The 12,693-nt window shown below is 47.6% G+C and carries 11 protein-coding genes and 9 tRNA genes; 8 read left to right on the top strand and 12 right to left on the bottom strand.

Features of this window, described 5'->3' with window-relative positions; genetic code table 11:
- Positions 1-40 precede the first annotated feature (40 nt).
- Entirely contained in the window at positions 41-1,150 is a 1,110-nt protein-coding gene (gene queG, locus DI392_RS12680; RefSeq protein WP_109320258.1) for a tRNA epoxyqueuosine(34) reductase QueG, read from the top strand.
- Between the two features lie 724 nt (positions 1,151-1,874).
- On the opposite strand, the gene DI392_RS12675 is transcribed toward queG, so the two are convergent.
- The 10 genes from DI392_RS12675 to orn all read right to left on the bottom strand — a co-directional run bounded on the left by DI392_RS12675 (position 1,875) and on the right by orn (position 3,641).
- Positions 1,875-1,950 (bottom strand) — tRNA-Gly (locus DI392_RS12675).
- Positions 1,951-1,982: 32 nt separating this feature from the next.
- Positions 1,983-2,059, bottom strand: a tRNA-Met gene (locus DI392_RS12670).
- A 43-nt stretch (positions 2,060-2,102) separates the two neighbouring features.
- Positions 2,103-2,193: transfer RNA gene (locus DI392_RS19615), tRNA-Gly, on the bottom strand.
- Positions 2,194-2,228: 35 nt separating this feature from the next.
- Positions 2,229-2,304: transfer RNA gene (locus tag DI392_RS12665), tRNA-Gly, on the bottom strand.
- Between the two features lie 53 nt (positions 2,305-2,357).
- Positions 2,358-2,433, bottom strand: a tRNA-Gly gene (locus tag DI392_RS12660).
- Between the two features lie 32 nt (positions 2,434-2,465).
- Positions 2,466-2,542, bottom strand: a tRNA-Met gene (locus DI392_RS12655).
- A gap of 42 nt (positions 2,543-2,584) precedes the next feature.
- A tRNA-Gly gene (locus DI392_RS12650) sits at positions 2,585-2,675 on the bottom strand.
- Positions 2,676-2,707: 32 nt separating this feature from the next.
- Positions 2,708-2,784, bottom strand: a tRNA-Met gene (locus tag DI392_RS12645).
- A gap of 58 nt (positions 2,785-2,842) precedes the next feature.
- Positions 2,843-2,918 (bottom strand) — tRNA-Gly (locus DI392_RS12640).
- 177 nt (positions 2,919-3,095) lie between these two features.
- Entirely contained in the window at positions 3,096-3,641 is a 546-nt protein-coding gene (gene orn / locus DI392_RS12635) for an oligoribonuclease (protein WP_109320257.1), read from the bottom strand.
- 95 nt (positions 3,642-3,736) lie between these two features.
- On the opposite strand from orn, the gene rsgA reads away from it, so the two are divergent.
- From rsgA to DI392_RS12620, 3 genes are all read left to right on the top strand, one after another.
- Positions 3,737-4,792, top strand: a complete 1,056-nt coding sequence (rsgA, locus tag DI392_RS12630; RefSeq protein ID WP_109320256.1) for a small ribosomal subunit biogenesis GTPase RsgA — start codon at positions 3,737-3,739, stop codon at positions 4,790-4,792.
- A 121-nt stretch (positions 4,793-4,913) separates the two neighbouring features.
- Positions 4,914-5,786 carry an archaetidylserine decarboxylase gene (asd, locus tag DI392_RS12625; protein WP_109320301.1) on the top strand — a complete coding sequence of 291 codons (873 nt, stop codon included), beginning with the start codon at positions 4,914-4,916 and terminating at the stop codon, positions 5,784-5,786.
- A 235-nt stretch (positions 5,787-6,021) separates the two neighbouring features.
- The gene (locus DI392_RS12620; RefSeq protein ID WP_109320255.1) at positions 6,022-7,440 is read left to right on the top strand and encodes an SLC13 family permease; all 1,419 of its coding nucleotides are present in this window, start codon (positions 6,022-6,024) and stop codon (positions 7,438-7,440) included.
- 25 nt (positions 7,441-7,465) lie between these two features.
- Here the strand turns inward: DI392_RS12620 and epmA are convergent, their stop codons facing one another.
- The gene (gene epmA, locus DI392_RS12615) at positions 7,466-8,440 is read right to left on the bottom strand and encodes an elongation factor P--(R)-beta-lysine ligase (RefSeq protein WP_109320254.1); all 975 of its coding nucleotides are present in this window, start codon (positions 8,438-8,440) and stop codon (positions 7,466-7,468) included.
- Positions 8,441-8,701: 261 nt separating this feature from the next.
- Between epmA and frdA the strand changes: the two genes are divergently transcribed.
- The 4 genes from frdA to frdD are packed head-to-tail and all read left to right on the top strand — an operon-like array spanning position 8,702 to position 12,015.
- Positions 8,702-10,513 (top strand): fumarate reductase (quinol) flavoprotein subunit, encoded by a 1,812-nt coding sequence (frdA, locus tag DI392_RS12610; RefSeq protein WP_109320253.1) that lies wholly within the window; start codon positions 8,702-8,704, stop codon positions 10,511-10,513.
- A complete protein-coding gene (locus DI392_RS12605) occupies positions 10,513-11,253 on the top strand; it encodes a succinate dehydrogenase/fumarate reductase iron-sulfur subunit (RefSeq protein ID WP_109320252.1) in 741 nt (246 codons plus the stop codon). Before frdA ends, DI392_RS12605 begins: the two co-directional genes overlap by 1 nt.
- A 2-nt stretch (positions 11,254-11,255) precedes the next feature.
- The gene (gene frdC, locus DI392_RS12600; RefSeq protein ID WP_109320251.1) at positions 11,256-11,639 is read left to right on the top strand and encodes a fumarate reductase subunit FrdC; all 384 of its coding nucleotides are present in this window, start codon (positions 11,256-11,258) and stop codon (positions 11,637-11,639) included.
- The gene (frdD, locus tag DI392_RS12595; RefSeq protein ID WP_181388421.1) at positions 11,632-12,015 is read left to right on the top strand and encodes a fumarate reductase subunit FrdD; all 384 of its coding nucleotides are present in this window, start codon (positions 11,632-11,634) and stop codon (positions 12,013-12,015) included. Before frdC ends, frdD begins: the two co-directional genes overlap by 8 nt.
- A 103-nt stretch (positions 12,016-12,118) precedes the next feature.
- On the opposite strand, the gene efp is transcribed toward frdD, so the two are convergent.
- Entirely contained in the window at positions 12,119-12,685 is a 567-nt protein-coding gene (efp, locus tag DI392_RS12590; protein WP_109320250.1) for an elongation factor P, read from the bottom strand.
- Positions 12,686-12,693: the final 8 nt, after the last annotated feature.

Genomic DNA, 12,693 nt, shown 5'->3' with positions numbered 1-12,693 from the left:
TAAAATTTCCCCCTTCCGGCCAACTATTCCCTGACATTTTATGAATTATCAGTCTCTGGCAGAGCAGATCAAACTCTGGGGTAACCAGCTTGGATTCCAGCAGGTAGGGATCTGCGATATCGACCTATCCCTTCATGAACCCGAACTACAGCGCTGGCTGGACGCCGGTTACCACGGAGAGATGGACTGGATGGCCCGCCACGGCATGATGCGAGCCCGCCCTGAAGAATTACTTCCCGGAACCATGAGAGTCATCAGCGTCCGGATGAATTACCTTCCTCCGGATGCCCATTTTGCCACGAACCTGAAAGATCCCTCTCAGGCTTATATCAGCCGTTATGCACTTGGACGCGATTATCATAAATTAGTTCGCAACCAGCTTAAAAAGCTGGGGCAGAAAATCGAACAGGAAGTCGAAAAGCTTGGCTATCGGCCATTTGTTGATTCAGCACCTATACTCGAGCGCCCTCTGGCAGAAAAAGCAGGCCTTGGCTGGACCGGTAAACATTCTCTGATTATAAACCGAGACGCCGGATCCTGGTTCTTTTTAGGTGAATTACTGGTGGATCTCCCACTACCTGTCGATACACCGGCAAGCAATGAATGTGGAAAATGCCAAGCCTGCATCACTTCATGCCCGACAGGTGCAATTGTTGCGGATGGCGTGGTGGATGCCAGAAAATGTATCTCCTATCTGACGATTGAATACGATGGCATCATTCCGGAAGAATTCCGATCAGCCATAGGTAACCGTATTTATGGCTGCGATGACTGTCAGTTAGTGTGTCCCTGGAACCGTTTTTCTGAAATAACTCAGAATTCCGACTTCCACAGAAGACAAACGCTGGAGGATATGGACCTTGCCACTCTGTTTTTGTGGAGTGAGGAAGAATTTTTAAAAAAAATGGAAGGCTCTCCTATCCGGCGTATTGGACACATCCAGTGGCTACGTAATATTGCCATTGCGATGGGAAATGCTCCTTTCTCTGAAAGAATTCTGACCGCCTTAGCCAGCAGAAAAGGGATGAGCACTATGCTGAACGACCATATTTTGTGGGCAGAACAGCAGCAAAAAGCGCATCAGAAAAGAAATCGTAAAACTGAAAGGTTAATCCGAATTGTTGAAAAAGGCTTACCCCGGGATGCCTGAGTGTTCAACAGACATTCAGCCCGATAGACTCACACTTTCAGTGAGCAATGTTTGATATCACTCTCAAAACTGGAAGTGTGGAAAAAAATTACAACATCCCTCAACAATGAGAACAAACACAAAGTTAAACACAGAGCATTGACATGATAAAGATCAAGGAATTTTGACTTAAGGATCTTATCTTTCTTCTTGTTCAAATGAAAAATAAATACATTTACCTTTAAAAACAATAAGATAAGTAAATGTATGTCATTTATTAAAACCTTTGTTTTCAAAATGATCTTTTGTGCACACCTCAGACAAGCGTCTGATTTTTATTTATCAACCAACTTATCCACAGAACATGATATGTGGATAACTCTGTTAATTAAATTAATTCAAATACGCAAAAAAAGCCGCTGCTCATAGTTCTGAACAGTGGAAAAGTAACGCTGAATCACAGCTGAGATTGAGTTGTTACAAAATAGACTTCACTCGATCCTGAGTATTGAAGAGTATTTTTTTGGGGCTAATGCCTCACGGCATTAATAAAGAGCGGTGGCTATAAAGCCAGTTCACCGTTAAAAACGGTTACTGCATATTTTGAAAGAATCTGAAGCAACACATGAAATTCCCTTTCTCACGGAAAAAAGCGTGACCTTCATTTTACTAAGGTTACGCTCTATTAACTGATCTAGTGCTGCCAGTTACCAATTATTAGAAAATAACGGATAACGATAGAATTTGGAGCGACACACGAGGTTCGAACTCGTGACCTCAACCTTGGCAAGGTTGCGCTCTACCAACTGAGCTAGTGTCGCATGATTAACCGCTATTGCGTTTAATCTGAATTTGGTTGCGGGGGCCGGATTTGAACCAACGACCTTCGGGTTATGAGCCCGACGAGCTACCAAGCTGCTCCACCCCGCGTCCGTATTGTGTCACCGTTAGGGTACGATGAAGACCATCAAACTGGAGCGACACACGAGGTTCCCTTTCTCATAACAAAAAGGCGTGACCTCAACCTTGGCAAGGTTGCGCTCTATCAATTGAGCTAGTGCCGCATTGTCACCGTCAGGTACGATGAAAACCATCAAACTGGAGCGACACACGAGGTTCGAACTCGTGACCTCAACCTTGGCAAGGTTGCGCTCTACCAACTGAGCTAGTGTCGCATTGTCACCGTTAGGTACGATGAAGACCATCACTTTCTACCTTGAGGAGAAAATGGAGCGACACACGAGGTTCGAACTCGTGACCTCAACCTTGGCAAGGTTGCGCTCTACCAACTGAGCTAGTGTCGCATGATTAACCGCTATTGCGTTCAATCTGAATTTGGTTGCGGGGGCCGGATTTGAACCAACGACCTTCGGGTTATGAGCCCGACGAGCTACCAAGCTGCTCCACCCCGCGTCCGTATTGTGCCACCGTTAGGTACGATGAAGACCGTCAAACTGGAGCGACACACAAGGTTCCCTTTCTCATAACAAAAAGGCGTGACCTCAACCTTGGCAAGGTTGCGCTCTACCAACTGAGCTAGTGTCGCATGATTAACCGCTATTGCGTTCAATCTGAATTTGGTTGCGGGGGCCGGATTTGAACCAACGACCTTCGGGTTATGAGCCCGACGAGCTACCAAGCTGCTCCACCCCGCGTCCGTATTGTGTCATCGCTATACGATGAAAGCCTATTCGAATGTTCGCTTTGAAAACTTGGAGCGACACACGAGGTTCGAACTCGTGACCTCAACCTTGGCAAGGTTGCGCTCTACCAACTGAGCTAGTGTCGCATTCAATAACGCGTTCATCCGTTTAGGGCTGCGAATTATAAGAGCATTTTTTTGTGATGCAAGTCTTTCTACAAAAAAAATGTTATTTTTTTACTGTTCGATGAAAAAATAAACATATTGATGATAAAGCCTACGTTTCAGGTGGTAACGGAGGCTTACTTCACCGCCACCAGCACATCAGATAGAAAAAATGGTTTTCCGGTAATACTGAAGTTCCGCAATGGATTCACGGATGTCATCCAGAGCCAAATGGCTGCCTTTCTTGTGAAAACCTGCCAGTACATCGGGTTTCCAGCGGCGGGTCAGCTCTTTCAGAGTACTGACATCAATGTAACGATAATGGAAGTATTCTTCTAACTCCGGCATATGTTTGTAAAGAAAGCGTCGATCCTGACCAATACTGTTACCGCAAATAGGTGATTTCCCTTTCGGCACCCACTTTTCCAGGAACGCGATCGTTTCTTTCACCGCTTGCTCTTCATTAATTTTGCTGGTTTTCACCCGTTCAACCAAGCCACTACCGGTATGGGTTGTCGTACACCACTCATCCATTTTCTGCAATTCTTCTTCTGGCTGGTGAACGGCTATCACCGGGCCTTCTGCCAGAATATTCAGTTCACTGTCAGTGACAATCGATGCAATTTCAATGATCTTGTGCTGTTCAGGGTCTAACCCTGTCATCTCAAGATCAACCCAAATTAAATTTTGATCGCTGAAAGACATAGATGGATTGCCTATTTTGTCTTTAAAAGAGGTATTATATGCGGCTAAACGACAAACAACCATAGTCTGATGACTATCCAAGGCAAAAAGACACCGTGGCAAAAAAGAAGAAGCTCAGCAAAGGACAGGTCCGACGCGTACGCGGCAATCAGAAGAAAAAACTGAAGCAGGAAACTTCTATCCAATGGGATGAAAATATGCTGGGCTCGGCAAAGTCCGGGCTGGTGATCACCCGCTTTGGTCAGCATGCTGATATCGAAGACAGTGACACGCACGAGATACACCGCTGTAACCTGCGTCGGGGAATCGAAACTCTGGTATCCGGCGATCAGGTACTCTGGCGACCAGGGCTGGAATCCATGGCCGGTATATCAGGAGTTGTAGAAGCCGTTGAGCCGAGAACTTCCGTATTGACTCGTCCGGACTATTATGACGGCCTTAAGCCTGTAGCGGCAAATGTTGATCAGATGGTGATTGTCGCCGCTGTCTTGCCGGAGCTGTCTCTCAACATTATCGACCGTTATCTGATAGCCTCAGAAACCCTGCATATCCAGCCACTTCTCGTACTGAATAAAATCGATCTTCTGGATAATGAACAGCGAGACCAGTTTCAGGGATGGCTGCGGGAATATGAAAAAATTGGCTATAAAGTTCTGCTGGTCAGTAAGGAGTCTGGAGAAGGTATCGAGGCCCTGGAAGCTGAGTTAAAAGATAAAATCAATGTCTTCGTCGGTCAGTCAGGTGTTGGGAAATCCAGCCTGGTGAACGCCCTGATGCCGGAAGTCAACGCAGAAGAAGGTCTGGTGTCTGAAACGTCAGGACTAGGTCAGCATACCACCACCGCAGCCCGGCTTTATCACTTTCCTCACGGAGGCGACCTTATTGACTCACCCGGAGTACGTGAATTCGGTCTATGGCATCTGGAACCTGACGAAGTCACCGAAGCCTTTGTCGAGTTTCGTCCCTACCTCGGAGGCTGTAAATTCCGGGATTGTAAACACCAGGATGATCCGGGCTGTCTGATCCGAGAAGCCGTTGAAAAGGGAGAGATCAGTGACATCCGCTTTGACAGCTATCACCGCATTATCGAAAGTATGGCGGAAAACAAAGCCAACCGGCAATATTCCAGAAATAAAAAAGCCGATCTCTGACAGCAAACTTGCTCAGAGCGTTAACAATGACAACCATGCAGAGATTTTGTACTATCCGCTTTGAGCTGGTTTCAGCCACTAACCCACTGGCTATACACGAAAGACACGAGACATGAACGCAATAGATAAAATCAAAATCGGCTTCCAGTACTGGATCCCAAAACACGCCCTGACCCGACTGGTAGGCAAACTCGCTTCCGCAAAGCTGGGCGGGCTGACCACCGCAATCATCCGTCTGTTTATCAAGCAGTACAAAGTCAATATGGGTGAGGCCCTGCACTCAGATCCTGCCTATTTTAAAACGTTTAACGAGTTTTTTGTTCGTGAACTGGAAGAAGGCGCACGACCGGTTGTCGAAGGTGAGTCCGTTCTCACTCACCCGGCTGATGGTTGTGTCAGCCAGTTTGGTCCGATTGACAATGGCAGGTTAATTCAGGCCAAAGGCCATGACTTTTCTGCGCAGGAATTACTGGGTGGGGATGCCGACCTATACGAAGAGTTCGCAGACGGTAAGTTTGCCACTATCTATCTGTCACCGCGTGATTATCACCGTGTGCACATGCCATGCGATGGTGTATTACGTCAGATGATTTACGTGCCGGGTGATCTGTTCTCTGTCAATCCACTCACCGCAGAAAATGTACCTAACCTGTTTGCCCGTAATGAACGCGTGGTGTGTATCTTTGACACAGAGCACGGCCCAATGGCTCAGGTATTGGTTGGAGCAACCATCGTGGGCAGTATCGAAGTAGTCTGGTCTGGCACTATCACACCGCCAACCGGTAACACGGTGCATCGCTGGAATTATCCGGCTGAAGGTAACAACGCTATCACCCTGAAAAAAGGGGAAGAGATGGGTCGCTTTAAACTGGGCTCAACAGTCATCAACCTGTTTGCTCAAGATAAAGTCGCTTTTGATGAGTCGATGCAGAATGGCGCTGCTACTGTGATGGGTACAGCGTATGCTCATGCGGAAATAAAAGACACAGAATAACCCTGACTCGGATAGAAAGATGAAGGGAAAAGGATTAAGGGGAGTGCTCCTTAATCCTTAAGGCGCAGCGACCTTCTTCCTAAAAATTGACCAAAAACAAGCCACTTACAAAAAAACCGATCCCCCCTGCAAAACGCCACTTCATTCTTAGTAACCCTTTCAGGCTTAATCTAAGCTAAGTAGCAGTCATTTTTCGAATGGTACGGATAAGTACCTTGAACAGAGGTTGCTCCTTATGAAGAAAAAAATTAATCCGGGAACACTAATCAAGCTGTTTATCTGTTTTGCCATTCCCTTATTTGTCCTGTTTCTCCCCATAGACAGCATTCCTATTGATAATCTGACTCTGATTCAGCACCGGCTACTGGCTATTTTTTTACTGGCTGCTCTGCTGTGGGTACTGGAACCCGTACCGGTTTTTGCCACCTCAATTTTGATTATTGCCCTTGAACTGGTCATGATTTCTAACAAAGGGCTGCATCTTTTCCGAGCCCCACCAGAAGGGCATAATCTGGGTAAATTAATTAACTATACCGACATTTTCAGCGCATTTTCCTCACCAATAATCATCCTGTTTATGGGGGGATTTGCACTAGCGATTGCGGCTTCAAAATACGAGCTGGATAATAACCTGGCCCGTGTTTTACTGCGTCCGTTCGGGACTCAGCCACGTTTTATCATGTTGGGATTGATGCTGATTACCGCGGTATTTTCCATGTTTATGTCTAATACCGCGACCACGGTTATGATGCTGGCACTGCTTGGGCCAATTGTGGCTTCCGCACCTAAAGGAGATTTGGGCATAAAGGCTTTGGTACTGTGTGTGCCGATCGCCGCCAATACCGGTGGTATCGCAACACCTATCGGGACTCCGCCTAACGCCATCGCACTGCAATATCTGACCGGAGAAAACAGTATCGACTTCCTTAGCTGGATGATGATGGGGCTCCCCTTTGTGATCGTACAGCTGACCATCGCCTGGTTTCTTCTGCAGAAACTGTTTCCATCTTCTCAGGCTTCTATGGAACTGAAACTGGACGGTAAGTTTAAGAAAAGCTGGCGAGCCATTGTTGTCTATGCCACCTTCGCAGCCACTATCCTGCTCTGGATGACAACCAAGCTGCACGGCATGAATACTTATGTCGTGTCTATCATTCCTCTGGCCGTGTTCACCCTGACCGGTATCATGGGTAAAGAAGAGTTAAAACAGATCAACTGGGATGTACTCTGGCTGGTTGCCGGGGGGATCGCTATTGGTATCGGACTCGATAAGACCGGGCTCGCAAAAGCCCTGGCTCACGCTATCGACTATGAATCTCTGTCACCGATGTTGGTTGTCATTGTACTGTCACTGGTCTGCTGGCTAATGGCGAACTTTATGTCCAATACTGCCACCGCTAACCTGCTGATGCCCATTGCGGCGGCCATAGGTGCCTCTATGGAAAGCCTCTCCAGCGTTGGAGGCATACAAGGTCTGTTGGTTGTTGTGGCTTTCTCTGCTTCTCTGGGTATGATTCTGCCGGTATCCACCCCACCAAACTCTCTGGCCTATTCAACCGGCCTGATTGAAAGTAAAGATATGGCCAAAACCGGCGTCGTCATTGGCGTGGTCGGGCTGCTGATTGTGTATACCGCAGCCCTCATTCTTACCTGATATAAAGCGACCTGGAGCGGAAGAACTAGGCTCTTGGAAAAGCAAACGCTGTGACCTGATCAATATGGTCACAGCCCAGAGCCAGCATCACCAGCCGGTCAATTCCGAGGGCGACGCCTGCACAGGCAGGTAAGCCTGCTTTTAACGCCTCAATCAGGTGACAATCTATTGGCTGAGGCTTAAGCCCCATGCTGACTCGCTGCCGGTTATCCGCTTCAAACCGTGCCAGTTGCTCATCGGGGTTATCGAGCTCATGAAATCCGTTCGCCAGTTCAATCCCTTTAAAGTACACCTCAAAACGGTCAGCTACCCTAGGGTCACCCCGGTTAATCTTAGCCAGTGCAGCCTGAGAAGCAGGAAAGTCATACACAAACGCGGGGCTTTCCTGACCAATATTAGCTTCAACCCCGATACTAAACAGCAGTTGTAACAGTGTATCCCGGTCTTCTTCCTGTTCAGCAATATCGCTCAGCCCAAGGCTTGCTGCCGCCAGCCTGAGCTCTGCCATTGACGCCTGTAAAGGGCAGACATCCAGAACAGAAAGAAACGCCTGCTGATAGGTGATGCGTTGCGCGGGCTGGCACAGCAAAACCCGCTGCAAGAGCTCGTCCATCTCATCCATCAGGTCATGATGGTCAAAACCAGTACGGTACCACTCCAGCATGGTAAATTCCGGGTTGTGATGACGGCCATTCTCTTCATTACGGAATGCCTTGCTGATCTGATAAATAGAACCACTCCCAGCCGCCAGCAAGCGTTTCATATGAAATTCAGGACTGGTCATCATATACAGCGATTGACCGGCAGCGTATTCCGGCCCGACAAAGCGAGTAGTAAAAGTATGCAGATGAATATCGGTCACTGTAGCGTGGCTAAGAGCGGGGGTTTCCACCTCCATCACACTTCGTTGGGCAAAAAAATGACGGATAGATGCCAAAATGCCAGCCCGTTGCTGTAAACGCTCGACAGATGCCGATGGTTGCCATACTGTTTGATTCATAAAAATATAAGTTCTTGTTGAGGTTACTATTAATTACCAGGTAAAACTTTCCGAGTGATACGACTCACACAATAAAGTTTTGCTATGCTTACACGTGCATTTCTGAAGAAAAAATCTAGCAGCGTCAATTTTTTCCTGATCCTGCTCTCATACACTAGCTTCGGAAGCTAAGGTTATATATTACTATCTAAAGCAAAATCATGGATGAAGGATTGTAGTTTCATCAGATATGAATTTGCAATTACACACTGGAGGATAACTGTGCAGACGATAACCACAGATATCGCAGTCATCGGCGCTGGCGGCGCTGGTCTTCGAACTGCAATCGCTGCGGCTGAATCTAATCCCGAGCTGGAAGTAGCTCTGATTTCAAAAGTATACCCGATGCGTTCCCACACTGTGGCCGCAGAAGGTGGCTCAGCCGCTGTTATTAAGGACGAAGACAGTCTGGACAACCACTTCAACGATACTGTTGGTGGTGGTGACTGGCTTTGTGAACAAGATGTTGTCGAGCATTTCGTTGAAAACGCAACCCGCGAAATGACTCAACTTGAACAATGGGGATGCCCATGGAGCCGTAAGGATAACGGCGATGTCAACGTACGCCGCTTTGGTGGCATGAAAGTGGAACGGACGTGGTTCGCAGCAGATAAAACCGGCTTTCATATGCTTCATACCCTGTTTCAGACCTCACTAAAGTATGAACAGATAAAACGGTTTGACGAATACTTTGTGGTTGATCTGTTAGTCGTTGAAGGAGAGGTTCAGGGACTCATCGCCATACATATGTCAGAAGGTGAAATGGTCACCATTAAAGCAAAATCTGTCGTGCTGGCTACGGGTGGTGCAGGTCGTGTGTATCACACCAATACCAATGGTGGTATCGTCACCGGTGATGGTATGGCAATGGCTTATCGCCACGGTGTCCCTCTGCGGGATATGGAATTTGTGCAATATCACCCAACCGGTCTGCCCGGCACAGGCATTCTAATGACAGAAGGTTGCCGGGGTGAAGGCGGTATTATCGTCAACAAAGATGGCTACCGTTATCTTCAGGACTACGGTATGGGACCGGAAACCCCTCTCGGTGAACCTAAAAACAAATACATGGAACTGGGCCCGCGCGATAAAGTTTCTCAGGCTTTCTGGCACGAACAACAGAAAGGCAATACGATTAAGCACCCTCTTGGGGATGTCGTTCATTTGGATCTGCGTCATCTGGGTGAAGACTACATCAACGAACGCCTGCCGTTTATTTGTGAACTGGCTAAAGCGTACGTCAATGTCGATCCGGCAAAACAACCTATTCCAATCCGACCAACCGCTCACTACACCATGGGTGGTATCGAAACCGATAAGTACAACGAAACCAGCATTAAAGGTCTTTTTGCTGTTGGTGAATGTTCTTCTGTTGGTCTGCATGGTGCAAACCGTTTAGGTTCCAACTCATTGGCGGAATTGGTGGTATTTGGTCGTCAAACTGGTGAAGGTGCAGCGAAACGTGCCCTTGAATTCCAGGGCTGGAATGATCAGGCCATTGATGAACAAGTAAAAGCTGCTGAGGCTCGTGTTCAGGCGCTTCTGGATCAGGAAGGTGATGAAAACTGGGCTGATATCCGTACCGAAATGGGGCACTCAATGGAATCCGGCTGTGGTATCTACCGTGAAGAAAAAACCATGCAGGAGACCATTGATAAGCTTGCTGAACTGAAAGAGCGTTATAAAAAGATCAGCATTAAAGACAAAGGCAAAGTCTTCAATACCGACCTGCTGTATGCGATTGAAGTCGGCTATGGTCTGGAAGTCGCGGAAGCGATGGCCCACTCAGCAATGATGCGTAAAGAATCTCGCGGTGCTCACCAGCGTCTGGATGAAGGCTGTACGGAACGCGACGATGCCAATTATCTGAAGCACTCACTGGCTTTCTACAATCAGGATGCGGCACCACGCATTGACTACAGTGATGTCACCATCACCAAGTCTCAGCCGAAAGCGCGTCTCTACGGTGCTGCGGCTGAGGAAGCGGCTGCCAAGGAAGCTGCAGAAGCCAAACCAGCAGAGGAGCAACAGTAATGGCAGGTCAAAGAGTTCAGAAAGTAAACATCTTGCGCTATGACCCGGAGAAAGACGCAGAACCTTATCTGCAAAGCTTCGAGGTTCCATTTGATGAAACCATGTCAGTGCTGGAAGCACTGACGTACATCAAAGACCACTTAGACAAGAACCTCTCCTTCCGCTGGTCATGCCGGATGGCCATCTGTGGTTCCTGCGGCATGATGGTCAATAACTACCCGAAACTGGCGTGTAAGACGTTTTTGCGTGACTATCCGGACGGTGTGACCATTGAGCCACTGGCAAACTTCCCGATCGAAAAAGATCTGATTGTGGATATGACGCCGTTTATTGAACGTCTGGAAGCACTGAAACCCTATATTCTGGGTAATGACCGCAAACCGGAGGATGGCCCAAACAACCAGACGCCAGAACAGATGGCAAAATACCAGCAGTTTGCGGCCTGCATTAACTGTGGTCTGTGTTATGCGGCCTGTCCTCAGTTCGGACTGAATCCGGAATTTCTCGGCCCGGCAGCGATAACCTTAGCGCACCGCTATAATCTTGACAGCCGTGATAACGGTAAAGATGAACGTATGGAGCTGCTTAACGGTGAAAATGGCGTATGGGGCTGTACTTTCGTCGGGTTCTGCTCTGAGGTGTGTCCGAAGAGTGTCGATCCTGCAGCGGCTGTTAACCAAGGCAAACTGGAGTCTTCCAAAGATTTTGTGATTGCCATGATCAAACCAGAGGAGGACTAAGGATGAGTAACCGAAAACCTTATGTTCGCGAGATGAAAGCAACCTGGTGGCAGAAGCATAACTTTTACCGCATGTATATGCTGAGGGAAGCTACCGTACTGCCTCTGATACTGTTTACTTTATACCTTACCTTCGGCTTAGGCGCATTGGTCAAAGGACCGGAAGCATGGCAGGGATGGCTGGATTTTATGGCCAACCCGGTTATCATCGCCATTGATATCCTCGCTCTGCTGGCCAGTCTGTTCCACGCTTACACCTTCTTTGGCATGATGCCTCAGGTAATGCCGATCAGACTGAAGGGCAAACTGATAGACAAAAAAATCATTATCCTGAGTCAGTGGGCTGCGGTAGCAGCAATCTCGCTGATTGTTCTCATCATTGTATAGGAAGGAGCTTATTGTGGTTGATAAACATCCAAAACGTTCAGAAGAGCCTGTATGGTGGGGACTATTTGGCGCGGGCGGTACCTGGTTTGCAATGATCTCCCCGGTAACCATTCTGGTACTCGGTATTCTGGTCCCATTAGGTGTGATTGACTCAGAAGCGATGAGCTATGAGCGCGTATCCGAATTCGCCACCAGCATCATTGGTGGGCTATTCGTGATAGCAACACTGGCTCTGCCAATCTGGCACGCCATGCACCGTGTTCACCACGGCATGCACGACCTTAAAATCCACGCGGGAACCTTAGGCAAAGTCATCTGTTACTTTACCGCTGGCTTTATTTCCCTGCTGGGTGTGGTATTTGTCTGCATGATCTAGCCATATCGTTAAAAGATGACAGTGACAAAAAAGGCTGAAAGAATTTCTTCTTTCAGCCTTTTCTTTATATCGCGTCTTATATGGTGAATCAGTCTTTCTGACCTTACTTCACTCGGCCTACATATTCAGCAGAACGGGTATCAACCTTGATAACTTCACCGATCTGGATAAATAGCGGAACACGTACTACAGCACCGGTTGACAGTGTCGCCGGCTTACCGCCAGTACCCTGAGTATCGCCTTTCAGGCCCGGATCCGTTTCAATAACTTCCAGCTCAACAAAGTTTGGCGGCGTCACTGTGATTGGGTTACCGTTCCAAAGTGTAATCATACAAGTGTTGTTTTCTACCAGCCACTTCGCAGTATCACCAACGGCTTTTGCATCCGCAGCAATCTGTTCGAATGTTTCTGCATCCATAAAGTGATAGAATTCGCCGTCTGTGTATAGGTAATCTAGATCGATATCCATTACGTCTGCAACTTCACAAGTTTCACCAGACTTAAAGGTCTTCTCTAGTACTTTGCCTGACAGTAGTTTACGAATTTTAACGCGGTTAAACGCCTGACCTTTACCTGGCTTAACGTATTCGTTTTCCAGAATAACGCACGGCTCATTATCAAGCATTAACTTAAGGCCGCTTTTAAATTCATTAGTGCTAACTGTAGCCATTGTTTCCT

The organism is Vibrio albus (assembly GCF_003144035.1).
Classification (GTDB): Bacteria; Pseudomonadota; Gammaproteobacteria; order Enterobacterales; family Vibrionaceae; genus Vibrio; species Vibrio albus.
The sequence above is the reverse complement of the archived record's forward strand: the minus strand, read 5'-3'. Positions and strand labels throughout refer to the sequence as shown.